Raw genomic sequence first — 16,074 nt, 5'->3', positions numbered from 1 at the left:
GTAGTTAGCATTTTCTGGTTGAGCTTAAAAAAACATGTGTCGATTGCTGAATCGGAAAGTCCTTTACAGCGCCAGGATTCGGTGAAATGATTTACTGGCTGCTCAAATAGTTACAACAGCCTCCTCACAACTTGCCTTGTTCAAAGTATGCTATTGGTCAATGCGTTGTAAATATTAGCTCAACTATAGCAACGCTAACTGTGCATTTGGTGCAATGGCCCTATTCGTGTGGACGCTGGTGCCACTGACCGCGAGAAGGGCGTTGATTAGCATAAAATACTAGCTTGGGAAAAAAGATTACCTACATTGTCGGGCTTATCCCTGCCATCTTTCTTCCTTTCCCAGTATGCGTTTTTATACCCTGGGCCTCTGGCTGCTGTGCCTGAGCCTGTTTATTATCCCTCGCGCTGACTACGCGCAAACCCCACCAGCCAAGCCCGCCGCGACGGTTATCAAAGATTCGGCACGCACCCTGGGCCTGAGCACCGACATGGGCCGGCTACAGCGCCTCGACTCGCTGCGCCGCCAGAACACGGCCCAGTTGGCCCAGCTGCAACAGGAGCTGCTGGGGCTAAAAAGTGGGCCCAACCGCTCGCGCGAGCGCGAGCTGCTCACCCAATTCCAGGCGCTGCGCACCGTCGACTCGATGCGGCAGGTGCGGGCCCACCGCTACATCGACTCGCTCAAGCAGTTTGCCCGGGGCTACCCGGTGGTGGCCCATGCCGATACGCTGTTCTACGTATATACCCGGTTCGGGCCGTTCCGGCCGGAGGAGCGGGCCGCGCTTACGACCAGCAAAATTCTGGAGCTGGAGAAACAGGCCTTCTTCCGGCCCGACTCGCTACGACTGGTCCCCTCGGAGCAAACCGTGGATTTGATGTATGCCGACCGCGTGCTGCAAAGCGTGAGCGACAACGACGCGCTGTGGCAAAACGTGAGCAAGGACTCGCTGGCCCGCCAGCACCAGCAAGCCATTATCCGGGCCATCACGGCCTACCAAAAGGCCAATAGCGTGAAGACCTACCTGCGACAGGCGGGGCTCACGCTACTCGTGCTGCTGGTGTTCTTCTTTGCCGTTAAGTACATCAACAGGCTGTTTGGCTGGGTGCAGGGCAAGCTGGTGGCCCGCAAGGGCACCTGGTTTACGGGCATGAAGATGGGCACCTACGAGTTTTTCAATGCCGACTGGCAGCTCAATGCCGTGCTACTGCTGCTCACCATTCTGCAGTGGACCGTAATTCTGCTCACTATTTACCTGGTGCTGCCCATCGTATTCAGCATTTTTCCCGGCACCCAGAACATTGCCGATATGCTGGTGGGCTACGTACTGAACCCGGTGCGAAAGATTCTGCACTCGGTCTGGAACTACCTGCCCAATCTGTTCACCATCATTGTGATAGTGGCGGTGTTTCGCTACGTGCTCAAGTTCATCTATTCGCTGAAGGAAGGCATCCGGCAGGGCACGCTCACCATCGACGGCTTTTACCCTGACTGGGCCGACCCGACCTATCAGATTGTGCGGGTGCTGGTGTTTGCCTTTGCGCTGGTAGTGGTTTTCCCTTACCTGCCGGGGTCCGATTCGCCTATTTTTCAGGGAGTATCGGTGTTTCTGGGCTTTTTACTCACCTTCGGCTCGGCCGGCTCGCTCTCCAACGTGGTGGCCGGGCTGGTGCTGACGTACATGCGGGCCTTTAAAATCGGGGACCGGGTGAAAATCGGCGATGTGACCGGCGACGTGCTCGAAAAAACCCTGCTCGTAACGCGCATCCGCACCGTCAAAAACGAGGAAATTACTATCCCGAATTCTACGGTGATGAGCTCGCACACCACCAACTACAGCACGGCCGCCCCCACCCGCGGCCTGATTCTGCACACCACCATTACCATCGGCTACGATGTGCCCTGGAAGCAGGTGCACGCCCTGATGCTGGCCGCCGCCGCCCAGGTGGAGGAGCTGCTGCCCGACCCGGCCCCCTTCATCCTGCAAACCAGCCTCGACGATTTCTACGTGAGCTACCAGCTCAATGCCTACACCCGCGCCGCCGGGGCGCAGGCGGGCATCTACTCGCGCATTCACCAGAATATCCAGGACCAGTTCAACGCGGCCGGGGTCGAAATTATGTCGCCCCACTACCGCGCCGCCCGCGACGGCAACCAGACCACCATCCCGGCCAGCTACCTGCCCGCCGACTACGTGGCGCCGAGCTTCCGGGTAGAGCCGCTGCCTACCGGCGGGCCGGCCGTCCACTAGCTGCGGAACCACCAGCCTAGGCCGTGGCGGAGGTGAGCAGGCCACCTTCTTCGCGCCCCGCGCCCAGGGCGGCCAGCGTGAGCGGGCCGGGCTCGGTGTAGCTCAGGCGGGCGGTGTGGCCGGCGGCTCGCAGGTCCTGGAGCAGCGCCGGGCCATCGGCTTCGGGCGTAAAGACATCGGCGGTAGTGGCCACCACCTGCACCGGGCGCAGCGGCAAGCCCGCAAGCAAATTGCGCCGGTCGGGCAGCGGGGGAAACACGGCCGCGTACAGAACCAGCCGCTGGTAGGCCATGTTGCTTTCGGCCAGCCAATGGCAGGCCACCACCGCGCCGTGCCCGTAGGCCAGTACCGTAACGGGGGTACCGGCCGGGCAGGCGGCCAGCGTTTGGGCGGCCAGAGCTTGCAGGTAGGTAGCCGAATCGGCCAGGTCATCCGCTATCGAGTTGGGGGCAAACCACATGGCGCGGTCCGACGCGGGCTGGTCGGACCCGTCGGGCAGCGTGTAGCGCGAAAGCGCCTCGGGCAGGATGAGCAGCCGTTCCGGGGTATCGAGGTTCACGAGCTGCGCGGCCAGCTCCGCCACGGGCTGGTCGTGGTCGTGCAGGCATATCCAGACGTGCTGAATGGCTGGCCCCGGCTCGCCCAGGCTAAAAAAACGAGCGGTGCGGGGAGTGATGATGGTTGCGGGCTGCATTAGAAGCAAAATAGCGGGACAAGACGGGGAAAACGGCGCGCGAAACAACGCACCCGGCCAAACAAGAGCAACAAAGAACGGTGATGCTCATCTGCGGCCCACGGAACCAGCCGCACCAATCAGCTACCGGCCGTAGATGAGGAAAATACCTTTGTCGGAAGGCGTCCAGAGGCAGGCGCGCTGGCCGCTGGCTTTCAGGGCATTGTTAGTCCAGGTGTTGCAGGTGTAGAGGAAGCTGTACACGCGGTGGGCCTCGTAGAAAGCATCATCCGGACCGTAGCTGTGGCCGGCGATGTGCTGGGTGCGGCCGGCGACATCGAGGGCGAAGCTACGCTGGATGTAGGCAATCAGGCGGGCATATTCGGCGTGGCTGAGGTGCAGCGGGATGGTTTCGGGGCCGGGCGCGAGGCTGTGAAAGTAGGTGGTGTGCATGGCCGACGAGCCCAGCCAGAACGCCGCCACGAAGGCCGTGCTCACCTTGAGGTCGGCCCAGGTAGGCGTATCGAGGTAAAATCCTTTATCGCCCCACCCGAAGGCGATATAGCGCATGGTGCTGTCCTGCGAGGGAATATTGGCGATGGGCAGCGACTGGCCCCAGTCAATCTGGTTGGTTTTGATGGGGAGCACGATGTCGGTGTGCACGCCGTTGGTGCGCAGAAAAACCGTGACGTCGGCCGGAGCGTTGGAGTCGGCCTTGGGCACCGGAATGGCCGACAGCACCAGCGCCGACCCCACATAAAGCGCCGCGACGCCTATGATGCCGCCAACGGTATAGGCGTTTAATTTCAGCGTTTTGCGAAGCTTAAGCGGCATAGATTGGGGTAAGCGGATTTATTGAGCAGTGCCCATGCGCTGGCTGTCGCGGGTGTTTTTCTGCACGGCAATGGCCGCAAACATGCTCAGCAGAAACGACATGGCGTAGAGGCCTTTTTTGCTCAGGATGAGCGTGGCGTTCCACAGGCCCACGCTGAGCAGCAGAATGCACAGTACGGTAGAAAACCAGCTCAGGCCGTAATAAATGTTGGTTACGAGAATGCCTTCGAGACGGTCGCGCACGCTTTTTTACAGGGAAATGGCCGAAAACAGGCCGTACATCAGCACCGTGAAGTAGTAGCCTTTCTCGTTCAGGGGCATGGCGGCGTTCCAGAGGCCGATGATGAAGGCGGCTAGCCCAGCCAGCAGGGCTGCCCAGAAAGCGGCGATGAAGGCATTGGACGGTTGCGGCTGGGGGTTCATAGGTGGGTGGAAATGGTTGAATTTTGCGCCGCCAAGTATGGCAGAAACAGGGAAAGCCACGGGCCGGCGGCAACCGGCCGCCGCCAGTACTTTTGCCTGGCCGCCGCCACCTGCGGCGCTCCTCCCCTCGCTTTCCATGTGGACTTCAACCTCCGAGCGGCTGGCCGCCCTCGACGCCGAGTGGCGGCAGCCCCCGGCCCGCTTTCGCAACTTTCCGCTTATTGCCCGCTACCACGCAGCGGTGCAGGCCGAGCCCGCCTACCACCGCCTCGACCAGCAAACCTGGACCGACCTGAACGGCGACGAGCTGTTCACGCTCCTCGACGGCACCGTGAGCCGCGTGGGCCAGCAGTGCCTCTACCACCGCCTGCGCAGCCCCCTGGCCGATGCAACGGCCCTGCGGGAGTTCGACAAAGCAGCTACGTTTTTCGCCACCCAGACCCCTGAGCGCGGCCGGGCGCAGCTGGCTCTCAGCCGCCTCGCCTCTACCGAAGCCTACTACCTGACCGACCTGCTGGCCGGCGATGCCCTGCCCGAGCTGTCCTGGACGGCCACCGCCCCGGCGCTGGTACTGCTGCTGCTGGCCACGGCCGTGGGCGGCTTTTGGGAGCCGGCGCTGTGGCTGCTCACGGCGGGACAGCTGCTGGTGCACACGCTGCTGCATTTCTGGAACCGGACGCGGGTGGTGGCCGGCGTGCGGCCCATGCTGCAATTGGGCAGCCTCTACCGCGCCGGGCGCGACCTGGGCCGCCTGAGCCTGCCCCTGGAGCCCCTGGCTGGGCTGGCCGCGCCGCTGGGCCGGCTGAGCTCCATTGTGAGTAAGGCAGCTTTTTTACAGTTTGAGGGCCAGCTGCAGTCCGACCTGGCGGCCCTGCCGTGGCTGATACTGCAATACGTGAAGATTGTGCTGCTGCTCGATTTCATCGTATACCACCGCTGCCGGCGCGACGTGATGCAGCACGCCGAGGCCATCCGGGCCGTGTATGAGGCAGTGGGCTACGCCGATTGCGCGGTAGCAGTAGCCGGGTTTCGAGCGAGATACGCACACTGCGCCCCGGTTTTTTCAACGGAAGAAACCGGCCTGCACCTCACGGCGGCCTACAACCCGCTGGTGCCCGGCTGCGTGCCCAACGACCTGGCCGTAACCGAGGCCAGCATCCTGCTCACAGGCTCCAATATGTCGGGCAAAACCACCTTTATGCGTACCATCGGCCTCAATACCCTGCTGGCCCAAACCATTGCTACCTGTCCGGCGGCGGCCTACGCGGCCCCATTCCGGCGGGTAGTATCCAGCATCAACCTGGCCGATAACCTACCCGAGGGCAAGAGCTATTATTTCGCCGAGGCCGAGGCCGTGCTGGGCTTTATTCAGCAGACCGAAGCCGAGGGCTACCTGTTTATTCTCGATGAGCTGTTTAAGGGCACCAATACCGTGGAGCGCATTGCGGCCACGCAGGCGGTGCTGGCGCACCTGCAATCGCGCAGCCTGGTGGTGGCCTCCACGCACGACGGCGAGCTGGGCGCACTCCTGGCCCCGGCTTTCACCGAATACCACTTCTCCGAAACCGTGACCGAGGCCGACTGGTACTTCGACTACGAGCTCAAGCCCGGCCCGCTCACCACCCGCAACGCTATCCGGCTGCTGGCCCGGGCGGGCTACCCGGCCAGCATCGTGCAGCAGGCCCTGGCCCTGAGCCGCACCCTGGATGCGGCCGGTGCCGCAGCCCCGGGCACAGCCGCCGGCTAAATTAAATCGCAGTACCAGAAGCCGGTATCGAACGGGCTAGGGTCGGAGGCGGCGGGGGCGCAGTCGTAGTCGGCCGCGTCGGTAGGCTGGGGCGCGGGCGCGAGGTATTTGCGGTACACGATTTCGCCCTTCTCGAAGGGAATGGGCTGGCTGAACAGCGGGCCATCGAACACGAAGGTGTGGAATTCGCCGTTTTCGCCGCAGGGGTCCACATTGGCGGGCAGGTCGCGCAGGAATTCCTCGTCAATGATGCGGCCCACGAAGCGCTGGTCCAGGAATTTCTCGTTGACGCAGGTGGTGATGGTTTTGAAGCCCAGGCCGATAAACTCGCGGATAAGCTCGCCCGTGGGCACGCCCCAGAGCGGAAAAACGGCCTGCATGCCCAGCTCGGCTAGCTTAGTTTCGCGGTACTGCCGCAGGTCTTCCAGGAAAATATCGCCGAAGATGGAGGCCGTGGCCCCGGCACTTTGGAGCTCGTGCATAGTACTGGCCATCAGCTGCTCGTAGGCAGCCATGGTGGGGGTTTCGGGCAGCTGAAGCTTGCGGCAAGGCAGCCCGAGGGCGGCCGTCTGCCGGTCGAGCAGGGCCGTGCGTACGCCGTGCATGGAAATGCGCTGGTAAGGCTCGCTGATGGTGGTGAGCAGCGTTTGCACCGCGTAGTGCCCGCTTTGCAGCGTTTTGTAGAGCGCGAGCGCCGAGTCTTTGCCCCCGCTCCAGTTAAAAATGGCCGATTGTTGCATGTGCCGGCAAAGTAACCAAGTGCCGGGCATTCGGCGGGTTCAGGGCCGCACGGTTCGGCTGGGCAGGCGGGCGCTGCACCCCAACAGGCCTAAACGACAACTTTTTTGGCTTTCCCGACGAACACCCTGCCTATGCATTTTACCGTCATCACCCCCACCCACCAGCGCCGGGAGCTATTGCCCGAGGCCGTGGCCAGCGTACGCGCCAACATCAGCGCCCCGCTCAACTTCTCCTTCGAACACCTGATTTACGACAGCGGCTCGCGCGATGGCACGGCCGCCTACCTGCGCGAGGCCGCCGCCCAGCCCGGCCCGCCGCTGCGCCACTGGCACTCGCCCAGCCGCCAGCTGGCCGGCGCGGCCCGCAACGCCCTCATCCGGGAAGCCGCGCCCGATGCCTGGGTTGTGCCCCTCGATGACGACGACATCATGCTCCAGCGCACCCTGTACCACTACGCCGCCCACATTCAGGCCCACCCCGACCGGCCATGGCTCGTGGCCGATTTCCTGCGCGTGGATGAATCCGGCCGCTACCTGCCCCACGAGGACTACTACGCCTGGCAGTTTGAAACGCCCACGGCCATGCTGCAAGCCATTTTCCGGGCCGAGCATTTCATCCAGGGCAACGTGTGCTACAGCCGGGCTTTTGTAGACGAGGTGGGCGGCTACGACGGCGAGCTGGCCATGGCCGAGGACCTCGACCTTTACGTGCGCTTCCTGCTGGCCGGGCAGCTGCCGGTGGTGTGCCCGCACATCAGCCACCTGCACCGCTTCCACGCCCGCAACGTGAGCATTGGGGTAGATGCCGGGAAGCACAACGCCGATTTGCAGGTGATTTACGAAAAATACGCGCCGCAGCTGCGGGCGCTGGGCATTGCCGCACCAGGGAAGTAGCGCCGGCCTTATTTTTGGGCTTTTGCCCGCCCCATGGCCGTCCCCGAAACTGCCGCCGCCCCCGAAGTATACGCCATCCCGGCCGCGTACCGGAAGATGGAAAACACGCACATCCTGTTCTGGCTGCTGAAGGATATTGCCTGGTGCATGGTGTGGCGGCCGCTGGGCCTGCTCATGGTGGTGCCCACGCTGGGCATTGCCCTGGTCATTGCCTGGCGCACCCGCGCCTACGCCTCGGAGCTGGCTCACAACCTGGCCATCGTATTCTGGATTACGGCCAATTCCTACTGGATGACCAGCGAGTTTTTTGGGTTCGATACCGTGCAGGTGGCTCCGCACGTCACGGGCAAGCACTTGGCGCTGGTGCCGTTTCTCATCGGGCTGGGCATTCTGCTGTATTATTACCTGGTGCAAAAGCCCCGCGAAACGCGGGCCAGCCAGGTAGCTACCTTGTAGCGCAAGCTGTAACGTTCGCGCTACGGCCCTTTTCCCTTTTCCGAATGAACTCCGAAGAACAGCAAGCCCGCATCGAGCTTCGTGCCTGGCAGCTGAAAATGCAGCGGTCGCCGTCGTTTCTCAACAACTTTGCCCGGCGTGTGCAGGTGCGGCTCAATGCCTTTTTGCCCGAGCGTGTGCACCAGGCCATCACGGCCGCCATCCGGCAAATGGTGCGCGGCGTGCTCTTCGGCTCGCAGCACACCACCGGCAAACTGCTGGCCAACGCCACCTTTGCGCAGCGCGAAACCGCCGTGCGCAGCCAGATTCGCAACTACCGCACCATGGCCACCGCCGAAGGTGCCGTGACCGGTGCGGGCGGCTTCCTGCTCGGCCTGGCCGATTTTCCGCTGCTGCTCGGCATCAAGCTCAAGCTGCTCTTCGACGTGGCCGCCGCCTACGGCTACGACGTGCACGACTACACCGAGCGCCTTTACGTGCTCTACGTGTTCCAGCTGGCCTTCAGCAGCCAGCACACCCGCAACGCCACCTACCACCGCCTCGCCACCTGGGACGCCTACCGCCTCACCCTGCCCCTCAACCCCGAGGAATTCGACTGGCGCACTTTTCAACAGGAATACCGCGACTACATCGACCTCGCCAAAATGGCCCAGCTCCTGCCCTTCGTGGGGGCCGCCGTGGGGGCCGTGGCCAACTACAAGCTCATCGCGCAGCTGGGACACACGGCCCAGAACTGCTACCGGATGCGGTATTTTACGGCCCGGCAACTGGAGTAGTGCCGAAATAGCTCACAGCTCTTTCGGAGTTATACTCCGAAAGCCCAATCTGCCGGGGGCTTGCAGCCCCCGCCCGGCGCACGAAATTCACCCACCAAACAGAACTCAACCCCGCAACCACTCATAAAAGCCCCCACCCAAATGGGCCTAAAAAACCGCATCTTCCCCGACCACATCTACTTCCTCACCATGACCGTGGTCGACTGGGTCGACGTATTCACCCGCCCCTCCTACCGCCACATCATCGTCGATGCCCTGCGCTACTGCCAGCAGCACAAGGGCCTGGAACTGTACGTCTGGTGCCTGATGAGCAACCACCTACACCTGATTGCCGCCACCCCGCCCGGCAAGAACCTGTCGGACATCCTGCACGATTTCAAGCGCCACACCAGCAAAGCCATTACCACCGCCATCCAGCGCGACCCCGAAAGCCGGCGGCAGTGGCTGTTGCACCGCTTCGCCTACAACGCCCGCACCAATGCCAAAAGCGAAACCTATAAATTCTGGCAGGACGGCAACGAAGCCAAAGAATTAATGACCCGGGATTTCACCCTGCAAAAGCTGCATTACCTGCACCAAAACCCCGTTCGCGCCGAACTTGTGGCCGAGGCCGAACACTACCTCTACAGCTCCGCCTCCAACTACGCCGAGCAAGGCGGCCTCCTCGACGTCCTATTTCTCGACTGAAAAAGCCGAAAAGCTCAAAAAGCTCTTTCGGAGTTATACTCCGAAAGCCACCTGCTGCGGAGTTCTACTCCGCCCGTATGCACGCTCAACGAGCGGGGGCTACAAGCCCCCGACAGGTTTGGCTTTCGGAGTACAACTCCGAAAGAGCAGCGGGGCTTCTAAAAAGCCGTGATGACTGCTCTTCTAAAATATGGCTACTAAGTGCTTGTTCCAAATTAAACAGTTGATGCATTTGACATAACTAACTGATAGAAAACAAGAAAGAGAAAGACTATCAGCTAAAAGCTAATGGTTCTGCACTTAGCTCTGACCGGGGAAAATGGTGGCATATTACTAAGCTTTGAAATTCTTTAGTTCGTCGTATCCAGAGCCGCCACAACGAAAGCAAACGCCGCCTTCTACATGTTTATAGCTTGGTATATCGCCACTACCTCCACATCTTGAGCAAGACGTATAATAGAATACTTTTTGTTTTAAATCAGCGACTTTAAGAAGCACTTCATCACGCGCTACCTGCGTTAAAAAAACAGGGATAGATGTTCCAGCTTCATGGATTTCACGGTGACACCAATTACAAAGTGTAATTAATGCTTCGTCATTGTACTGCCAAGGCAACGATGAATGGATATAATATTTGTGATGAATTTCCAAGTGATATGCTTTGTCAGCAAGAATCTCTGCCATGCTACTATTAGACATCTTTCATGCATATATTTATAAAACAAACAAGTTATAACATGTAAATCACTGGTTATGAATGATAAATACAAACTACTTCAGGCTAACCCAACCATTTGCAAACGGCTTTTTGGGGTTGATTTTGTTCAACTGCAACAAGTGCTGGTGAAAGTGCAAAACCGGATTGACCAGTATTTGCGGGAAAATCCGCTCTCCAAACGTGGAATTGAGGCAGAATTGAGCGTTGCGAATCAACTGCTGCTGACATTCGAATACCTGCGGCAATACCCCACTTTTTTGAGCCTGGGGTTTTCGTACGGAATCTCGGAAAGCTATTGCCACAAGATTTTTCACAAGATGCGACCCATTCTAGCCGACGTAATCGGGCTCAAAAATCCGGAGAAATTAAAATATACCCACGTAAAAACAGTTGTCGTTGATGTTACCGTGCAGCCCATCGAACGACCGAAAAAGAATCAGGAAGTCTACTAGACTTGTTGCGAGCTATTAATCACAGATTTAAGCTGAAATTCCACAAGCCCGCACACACTCCCAGCACGTCATTGTACAGGTTCAAATTATGCAAACGTAATCGGTCTTCCAAAATTCGATAACGTTTCAATCCGCCAATGCTATGCTCTACGGTAATTCGTTCACTTGCTTGTTTTGTATTTATTTCTCGTTGTTCATCGGTGAGTTCTTTCCCTTTCGGCTTTTTGATAGGAATAAAAACTTTCCGGCAAACGTAGTCTTTCGCGAAGCCCAAAAACCCCAGGTCCAACCGCACCTTGAACTTTTTAAACCACTCTTTATCAACTGGTAAAATGCTTTTTAGCACACTGTAGTCGTGGTGTCTTCCGCCGTAACAACGGCTGATAAAACCAATCCAGCGGATGGTCGTTGAAATAACTATCTCTTTTACGGCGTGCATTTTTTTTTACCGCTATAGTAGTCTTTTTGCATCTCTTTATTTCCTGGTCGTTGCTTGCGTTGCTCCGTTCCATCGACCAATAACGTCTCGTGTTCCTGAAAATAGGCTTCAAATTCGGCCACTGTCGTAAATTCCCGCTTTGGCGCATGCCCGGTTTGCTCCAGCGCTTCTTGGAGCACCGTAATGCCTAATTCCTGGTTGCGTTTCGCGTTGGAACCGTCCATCCCACTGACCAATCCCAACAAATCATACGTCAAGTTTGCTTTGAAGCTGAATAGGGTGAAAAGCAGTAATTCTTCTTCTGTTTTAAGGGCTACTTCATACGGCGCAAAAGCCCCACGTTCAATCATATCTGTTCCATTCAACCGAAAATACGCCTGCTTAAAATGCGCCAAAAGCTGCGCAAAACGCTCCGCCGTGAGTCCCGTGGCAGCACGCCATTTACGCGAAGTAGTGAGGTTTTTTACGGAAAAGTTCATGTTCTAAATTTAAGTACAGTTTGTCGAAAATTCCGCACTTCACTCACTTCGCAACAAGTCTACTATAATGGCTCTAAAAAAAACATATCATTAAGTCACAATTAATTATTAGTCAAAAGGATAAAACGATTGAGCATTGCCGGGTAGAACTGGAAGGCCGCAAGTCAGATATTCGCATTTTTCAGGAGACGCCCCTGGAAATTCATCGGAAAATCAAGGTGAAAGGCGATTTAGGATACGTTGGCATTCAAAAAGTGCATACCCGCAGCCAAATCCCGCACAAAAAACCGAAAAACGGGGAATTGACCATCAAGCAAAAGAGGCAAAACAAGGCTTTTAGGAGCAAACGAGCCAAAATTGAACACGTTAACCGGCTGTGCAAGTGCTTTCGAATGGTTAAAGAAACCTACCGGAACCGATTGAATCACATTGCGCAAATTTGGCTCATCGTATGCGGACTCATAAATCTTAATATTGAAAAAGTTATACGTATTTAGGAAAGAGGTCTAATCTGCAAGAGAAATTTTAGGAGTGTCCATGATTGCAAATTCGTTTAATACAGAAATTAAACCGATTCAAATACAACCAAAAACGGCCGCCCCAGTTTCCTGAGGCGGCCGTTGCAGCTTAAGCTCTTGGCTGATGGCAATTACGCCACCTGGCCGGCTTCTTTCAAGCGAATCAGGTTCAGGGCCGAGCCGGCTTTGAACCACTCAATCTGACCTTCGTTGTAGGTGTGGTTCAACGTAATCAGGTCGGTGTCGCCATCGGCATGGTGCAGGCGGGCTTGCAGGGGCTTGCCTTCCTGGAAATCCGTCAGGCCGAGGATGTCGATGGTGTCGCCTTCCTCAATCAGGTCGTAGTCGGCCTTGTTGGCGAAGGTGAGGCCGAGCATACCCTGCTTCTTCAGGTTGGTTTCGTGGATGCGGGCGAAGCTCTTCACAATCACGGCGCGCACGCCGAGGTGGCGGGGCTCCATGGCGGCGTGCTCGCGCGACGAGCCTTCGCCGTAGTTCTCGTCACCGATGACCACGGTGCCGATATCCATGCTCTTGTAGGCGCGGGCCGACTGCGGCACGGTGGTGTAGCCGTCGCCCTGCACGGCGAAGTTGCGCACCGAGTTGGCCTCGCCATTGAAGGCGTTGGTGGCTCCGATGAGCATGTTGTTGGAGATATTATCCAAGTGACCGCGGTATTTCAGCCACGGGCCGGCCATCGAAATATGGTCGGTGGTGCACTTGCCCTGGGCTTTGATGAGCAGGCGCAGGCCCATCAAATCGGTGCCTTCCCAAGCCTTGAAGGGTGTCAGCAGCTCCAGGCGGTCGGAGGTATCGCTCACCAGTACCTGCACGCCCAAGCCATCGGCGGCGGGAGCCTGGAAACCGGCATCCTCCACGGCGAAGCCACGCGGGGGCATTTCCACGCCCACCGGCTCGTCGAACTTCACGGGGCCGTTTTTGCCGGGTAGCGTGTCGGTGAGGGGGTTGAAGGTCAAATCGCCGGCAATGGCGAAGGCTGTCACGATTTCGGGCGAGGCCACGAAGGCGTGGGTGTTGGGGTTGCCGTCGTTGCGCTTAGCGAAGTTGCGGTTGAAGCTCGTAATGATGGAGTTACGGCGCTTGGGGTCGTCGGTGTGGCGGGCCCACTGGCCGATGCACGGGCCGCAGGCGTTGGCGAGCACCACGCCGCCCATGTCGGCGAAGGTGTCGAGGAGGCCATCGCGGGCCACCGTGTAGCGTACCAGCTCCGAGCCGGGCGTGATGGTGAACTCGGCGTTTACAGTCAAGCCCTTATCTACGGCCTGCTTGGCAATGCTGGCAGCGCGGGTAATGTCTTCGTACGAAGAGTTGGTGCACGAGCCGATGAGGCCCACTTCCAGCTTCTCGGGCCAGCCGTGCTCCTTTACAGCGGCGGCAAACTCCGAAATCGGCCAAGCGGCGTCCGGCGTGAACGGGCCGTTCACGTAAGGCTCCAGCGTGTTGAGGTCGATTTCGATGAGCTGGTCGTAGTATTTGGCAGGTTCGTTATACACTTCCTCGTCGGCGCGCAGGTGCTGGCGCACGGCGGCGGCGGCCTCGGCAATCTCGGCCCGGCCGGTGCCGCGCAGGTAGTCGCCCATTTTCTCGTCGTAGGAGAACACCGACGTGGTAGCGCCGATTTCAGCGCCCATGTTGCAAATAGTGCCTTTGCCAGTGGCCGAGAGGCTTTCGGCACCGTCGCCGAAATACTCCACGATAGCGCCCGTGCCGCCCTTCACGGTCAGGATGCCGGCTACTTTCAAAATCACGTCTTTGGCCGAAGTCCAGCCGTTCATCCGGCCGGTCAGCTTCACGCCGATGACTTTCGGGAACTTCAGCTCCCAGGCCATGCCGGCCATTACGTCCACGGCATCAGCGCCGCCCACGCCGATGGCCACCATGCCCAGGCCGCCCGCGTTGGGGGTGTGCGAGTCGGTGCCAATCATCATGCCGCCGGGGAAGGCGTAGTTTTCCAGCACTACCTGGTGAATGATGCCCGCGCCGGGCTTCCAGAAGCCGATGCCGTATTTGTTGGAAACCGAGGCCAGGAAGTCGTACACTTCCTTGTTTTCGGAGTTGGCTTCGGCCAGGTCGGCAGTAGCGCCGTCTTTGGCCTGAATGAGGTGGTCGCAGTGCACCGTGCTGGGCACGGCGGCGGTGGGCTTGCCGGCCTGCATAAACTGGAGCAGCGCCATCTGGGCGGTGGCATCCTGCATAGCCACGCGGTCGGGGGCGAAATCGACGTAGGAAACGCCGCGCTCGTAGGCCTGCTTTACTTCGCCGCCATAGAGGTGGGCGTAGAGAATTTTCTCAGTGAGGGTAAGCGGGCGTGCCACGGCGGCGCGGGCCGCCTCGATGCGGGAACCCATGCCGGCGTACACCGTGCGAATCATTTCCAGGTCGAAAGCCATAGGATGCGTGTTATATAAAGAGTGGTTGCGCAAATGTAGCACTCCGGCTAAGTTGTACCTAGCCAAAATGCGCCGATGCGGGTTTTCATAGGTTTAACGTGATTTTTTGGGGTGGCGTTCGGGGTGGGGCGGCCGTTATTTCTCGCGGAGGTGCGCGGAGGTTTCCGCAGCGGTACGCAAAGGCAGGCGTAACCTAACGGCCCGGGGCTTGGTTGTTGGGCTTCTGTCTGCATTTTTGCGCTTACCATGACATCAATTTCCCTTTCGCTGCTGGCTACGGCCACGCTGGGCCTGAGCCTCGCCGGCTGCTCATCCAATTCCACTTCTTCCGAAACGGCCGCTACCGGCGGCGCGGCCGGAGCCCCGGTGCTCACGCCCGGCCCGTGGCGCGGCGTACTGGCCACGCAGGGCCAGGGAATCCCGTTTTTATTTGAGGTGAAAGATGAAGACGGCAAGCCGGTGGTTTATCTTATTAACAAAGGCCTGAACGGCGAGGAACGGCTGCGCTGCGAGGACATTAAATCGGCCGGCGACTCTACTACGATAAGGATGCACGCTTTTGATGCGGCGCTGGTCGTGCGGGCCGACGGCGCGGATAAGCTGAAAGGCACTTGGGTGAAGTATGATTCCAAAACGCCCTATCGCGTGCCAATGACGGCCACGGCGGGTGCGCAGGAGCTGTTCCCAGCCGCTCAATCGGCGGAAAAGCCGGGTGACTTTAACGGTACCTGGCGGGCTACCTTCGACGATAACGGCAAGCGCTACCCGGCCACGGGGGTCTTCACCCAGCAGGGCAGTCTGCTCACCGGCACCTTCCTGACCAACACTGGCGACTATCGCTACCTCAGCGGCCAGGTAAGCGGCCAGGATATAAAGCTGAGCACCTTCGACGGCAGCCACGCCTTTCTGTTCACGGCCCACAACGGACCGAAGGAACCGGTGGATATCACCAAGGAATACGCGCCTAACACGCTGTTCGGCGACTTCTACTCCGGCAAAGCGGGTCACGAAACCTGGACGGCCGTGCCCGACCCCAAGGCCAAGCTGCCCGACGCCGACACCCTTGTCTACCTCAAAAAAGGCGAATCGCGGCTGAATTTCAAGTTCCCGAACGTGCTGGAAGGCGGCAGCATCTCCCCCACCGACCCCAAGTACCGGGGCAAGGTGGTGGTGGTGCAAATTCTGGGCTCGTGGTGCCCCAACTGCATGGACGAAACCAACTTTCTGGCCCCGTGGTACGAAAAGAATAAGGCGCGCGGCGTGGAAATCATCGGCCTGGGCTACGAACGCAGCGGCGACTACACCAAGTCGGCACCCAAGCTGCGCAACATGCGCGAGCGGTTTCACATTGGCTACGACGTAGCTTTTGCGGGCGTTTCCGATAAGGATTCGGTGGCGCGGTCGCTGCCGCAGCTGGCAAAATTCGTAGCGTTTCCGACCACCATTTTCCTGGATAAAAAAGGCAACGTGCGGAAGATTCATACCGGCTTCTCAGGGCCGGGCACGGGCCGATATTATCAGGAAGAAATCGATGGTTTTAATAAGGAGATTGACAAGCTGCTAAAGGAGTAGTGCG

At 58.9% G+C, this 16,074-nt stretch carries 16 protein-coding genes and 1 pseudogene; 9 read left to right on the top strand and 8 right to left on the bottom strand.

Going from position 1 to position 16,074, the window contains the following annotated elements:
* Positions 1-346 precede the first annotated feature (346 nt).
* Positions 347-2,251: a mechanosensitive ion channel family protein gene (locus KQ659_RS07150; protein ID WP_216689408.1), complete on the top strand. Its 1,905-nt coding sequence runs from the start codon at positions 347-349 to the stop codon at positions 2,249-2,251.
* Positions 2,252-2,267: 16 nt separating this feature from the next.
* Here KQ659_RS07150 and KQ659_RS07145 read toward each other — a convergent pair whose 3' ends face one another.
* The 3 genes and pseudogenes from KQ659_RS07145 to yiaA all read right to left on the bottom strand — a co-directional run bounded on the left by KQ659_RS07145 (position 2,268) and on the right by yiaA (position 4,181).
* Positions 2,268-2,945 (bottom strand): hypothetical protein, encoded by a 678-nt coding sequence (locus KQ659_RS07145; RefSeq protein ID WP_216689409.1) that lies wholly within the window; start codon positions 2,943-2,945, stop codon positions 2,268-2,270.
* Between the two features lie 123 nt (positions 2,946-3,068).
* The gene (locus KQ659_RS07140) at positions 3,069-3,758 is read right to left on the bottom strand and encodes a TIGR02117 family protein (protein ID WP_216689410.1); all 690 of its coding nucleotides are present in this window, start codon (positions 3,756-3,758) and stop codon (positions 3,069-3,071) included.
* An 18-nt stretch (positions 3,759-3,776) separates the two neighbouring features.
* Positions 3,777-4,181: pseudogene (gene yiaA, locus KQ659_RS07135) on the bottom strand (inner membrane protein YiaA).
* A gap of 136 nt (positions 4,182-4,317) precedes the next feature.
* On the opposite strand from yiaA, the gene KQ659_RS07130 reads away from it, so the two are divergent.
* On the top strand, positions 4,318-5,928 hold the full coding sequence (locus tag KQ659_RS07130; protein ID WP_216689411.1) for a MutS-related protein: 1,611 nt from the start codon (positions 4,318-4,320) through the stop codon (positions 5,926-5,928).
* Here the strand turns inward: KQ659_RS07130 and KQ659_RS07125 are convergent.
* Positions 5,925-6,668, bottom strand: coding sequence for a Dph6-related ATP pyrophosphatase (locus KQ659_RS07125; RefSeq protein WP_216689412.1), 744 nt, complete (start codon positions 6,666-6,668; stop codon positions 5,925-5,927). The two genes, KQ659_RS07130 and KQ659_RS07125, sit on opposite strands and share 4 nt — an antisense overlap.
* A 132-nt stretch (positions 6,669-6,800) precedes the next feature.
* On the opposite strand from KQ659_RS07125, the gene KQ659_RS07120 reads away from it, so the two are divergent.
* From KQ659_RS07120 to KQ659_RS07105, 4 genes are all read left to right on the top strand, one after another.
* Positions 6,801-7,562: a glycosyltransferase family 2 protein gene (locus tag KQ659_RS07120; protein WP_216689414.1), complete on the top strand. Its 762-nt coding sequence runs from the start codon at positions 6,801-6,803 to the stop codon at positions 7,560-7,562.
* Between the two features lie 33 nt (positions 7,563-7,595).
* Positions 7,596-8,018: a hypothetical protein gene (locus KQ659_RS07115; protein ID WP_216689416.1), complete on the top strand. Its 423-nt coding sequence runs from the start codon at positions 7,596-7,598 to the stop codon at positions 8,016-8,018.
* Between the two features lie 44 nt (positions 8,019-8,062).
* Positions 8,063-8,794, top strand: a complete 732-nt coding sequence (locus tag KQ659_RS07110; protein ID WP_216689418.1) for an EcsC family protein — start codon at positions 8,063-8,065, stop codon at positions 8,792-8,794.
* 141 nt (positions 8,795-8,935) lie between these two features.
* Entirely contained in the window at positions 8,936-9,481 is a 546-nt protein-coding gene (locus tag KQ659_RS07105; RefSeq protein WP_216689420.1) for an REP-associated tyrosine transposase, read from the top strand.
* A 333-nt stretch (positions 9,482-9,814) separates the two neighbouring features.
* Here the strand turns inward: KQ659_RS07105 and KQ659_RS07100 are convergent, their stop codons facing one another.
* Entirely contained in the window at positions 9,815-10,165 is a 351-nt protein-coding gene (locus KQ659_RS07100) for a hypothetical protein (protein WP_216689422.1), read from the bottom strand.
* A 69-nt stretch (positions 10,166-10,234) separates the two neighbouring features.
* Between KQ659_RS07100 and KQ659_RS07095 the strand changes: the two genes are divergently transcribed.
* Positions 10,235-10,651 carry a helix-turn-helix domain-containing protein gene (locus KQ659_RS07095; protein WP_216689424.1) on the top strand — a complete coding sequence of 139 codons (417 nt, stop codon included), beginning with the start codon at positions 10,235-10,237 and terminating at the stop codon, positions 10,649-10,651.
* A gap of 19 nt (positions 10,652-10,670) precedes the next feature.
* On the opposite strand, the gene KQ659_RS07090 is transcribed toward KQ659_RS07095, so the two are convergent.
* Both KQ659_RS07090 and KQ659_RS07085 read right to left on the bottom strand, forming a co-directional pair.
* On the bottom strand, positions 10,671-11,090 hold the full coding sequence (locus KQ659_RS07090) for a transposase family protein (protein ID WP_216680677.1): 420 nt from the start codon (positions 11,088-11,090) through the stop codon (positions 10,671-10,673).
* Positions 11,078-11,569, bottom strand: coding sequence for a transposase family protein (locus KQ659_RS07085; RefSeq protein WP_216680531.1), 492 nt, complete (start codon positions 11,567-11,569; stop codon positions 11,078-11,080). The genes KQ659_RS07090 and KQ659_RS07085 overlap by 13 nt, the downstream gene beginning before the upstream one ends.
* An 86-nt stretch (positions 11,570-11,655) precedes the next feature.
* Here KQ659_RS07085 and KQ659_RS22070 point away from each other — a divergent pair, with 86 nt between their 5' ends.
* Entirely contained in the window at positions 11,656-12,066 is a 411-nt protein-coding gene (locus KQ659_RS22070; protein WP_216690733.1) for a transposase family protein, read from the top strand.
* Positions 12,067-12,218: 152 nt separating this feature from the next.
* Here KQ659_RS22070 and KQ659_RS07075 read toward each other — a convergent pair whose 3' ends face one another.
* On the bottom strand, positions 12,219-14,498 hold the full coding sequence (locus tag KQ659_RS07075; RefSeq protein ID WP_216689426.1) for an aconitate hydratase: 2,280 nt from the start codon (positions 14,496-14,498) through the stop codon (positions 12,219-12,221).
* 246 nt (positions 14,499-14,744) lie between these two features.
* Between KQ659_RS07075 and KQ659_RS07070 the strand changes: the two genes are divergently transcribed.
* The gene (locus tag KQ659_RS07070) at positions 14,745-16,070 is read left to right on the top strand and encodes a peroxiredoxin family protein (protein ID WP_216689428.1); all 1,326 of its coding nucleotides are present in this window, start codon (positions 14,745-14,747) and stop codon (positions 16,068-16,070) included.
* Positions 16,071-16,074 lie beyond the last annotated feature (4 nt).

This window comes from Hymenobacter siberiensis (assembly GCF_018967865.2).
Taxonomy (GTDB): domain Bacteria; phylum Bacteroidota; class Bacteroidia; order Cytophagales; family Hymenobacteraceae; genus Hymenobacter; species Hymenobacter siberiensis.
Note: the sequence above shows the minus strand (reverse complement) of the source record. Positions and strands in the feature narration are given on the sequence as shown.

What these genes read in the sequence shown, in the direction of transcription:
- KQ659_RS07150 (WP_216689408.1), top strand. Translation starts at nt 347, where the DNA reads ATGCGTTTTTATACCCTGGGCCTCTGGCTGCTGTGCCTGAGCCTGTTT.
- KQ659_RS07145 (WP_216689409.1), bottom strand. Translation starts at nt 2,945, where the DNA reads ATGCAGCCCGCAACCATCATCACTCCCCGCACCGCTCGTTTTTTTAGC.
- KQ659_RS07140 (WP_216689410.1), bottom strand. Translation starts at nt 3,758, where the DNA reads ATGCCGCTTAAGCTTCGCAAAACGCTGAAATTAAACGCCTATACCGTT.
- KQ659_RS07130 (WP_216689411.1), top strand. Translation starts at nt 4,318, where the DNA reads ATGTGGACTTCAACCTCCGAGCGGCTGGCCGCCCTCGACGCCGAGTGG.
- KQ659_RS07125 (WP_216689412.1), bottom strand. Translation starts at nt 6,668, where the DNA reads ATGCAACAATCGGCCATTTTTAACTGGAGCGGGGGCAAAGACTCGGCG.
- KQ659_RS07120 (WP_216689414.1), top strand. Translation starts at nt 6,801, where the DNA reads ATGCATTTTACCGTCATCACCCCCACCCACCAGCGCCGGGAGCTATTG.
- KQ659_RS07115 (WP_216689416.1), top strand. Translation starts at nt 7,596, where the DNA reads ATGGCCGTCCCCGAAACTGCCGCCGCCCCCGAAGTATACGCCATCCCG.
- KQ659_RS07110 (WP_216689418.1), top strand. Translation starts at nt 8,063, where the DNA reads ATGAACTCCGAAGAACAGCAAGCCCGCATCGAGCTTCGTGCCTGGCAG.
- KQ659_RS07105 (WP_216689420.1), top strand. Translation starts at nt 8,936, where the DNA reads ATGGGCCTAAAAAACCGCATCTTCCCCGACCACATCTACTTCCTCACC.
- KQ659_RS07100 (WP_216689422.1), bottom strand. Translation starts at nt 10,165, where the DNA reads ATGGCAGAGATTCTTGCTGACAAAGCATATCACTTGGAAATTCATCAC.
- KQ659_RS07095 (WP_216689424.1), top strand. Translation starts at nt 10,235, where the DNA reads ATGAATGATAAATACAAACTACTTCAGGCTAACCCAACCATTTGCAAA.
- KQ659_RS07090 (WP_216680677.1), bottom strand. Translation starts at nt 11,090, where the DNA reads ATGCACGCCGTAAAAGAGATAGTTATTTCAACGACCATCCGCTGGATT.
- KQ659_RS07085 (WP_216680531.1), bottom strand. Translation starts at nt 11,569, where the DNA reads ATGAACTTTTCCGTAAAAAACCTCACTACTTCGCGTAAATGGCGTGCT.
- KQ659_RS07075 (WP_216689426.1), bottom strand. Translation starts at nt 14,498, where the DNA reads ATGGCTTTCGACCTGGAAATGATTCGCACGGTGTACGCCGGCATGGGT.
- KQ659_RS07070 (WP_216689428.1), top strand. Translation starts at nt 14,745, where the DNA reads ATGACATCAATTTCCCTTTCGCTGCTGGCTACGGCCACGCTGGGCCTG.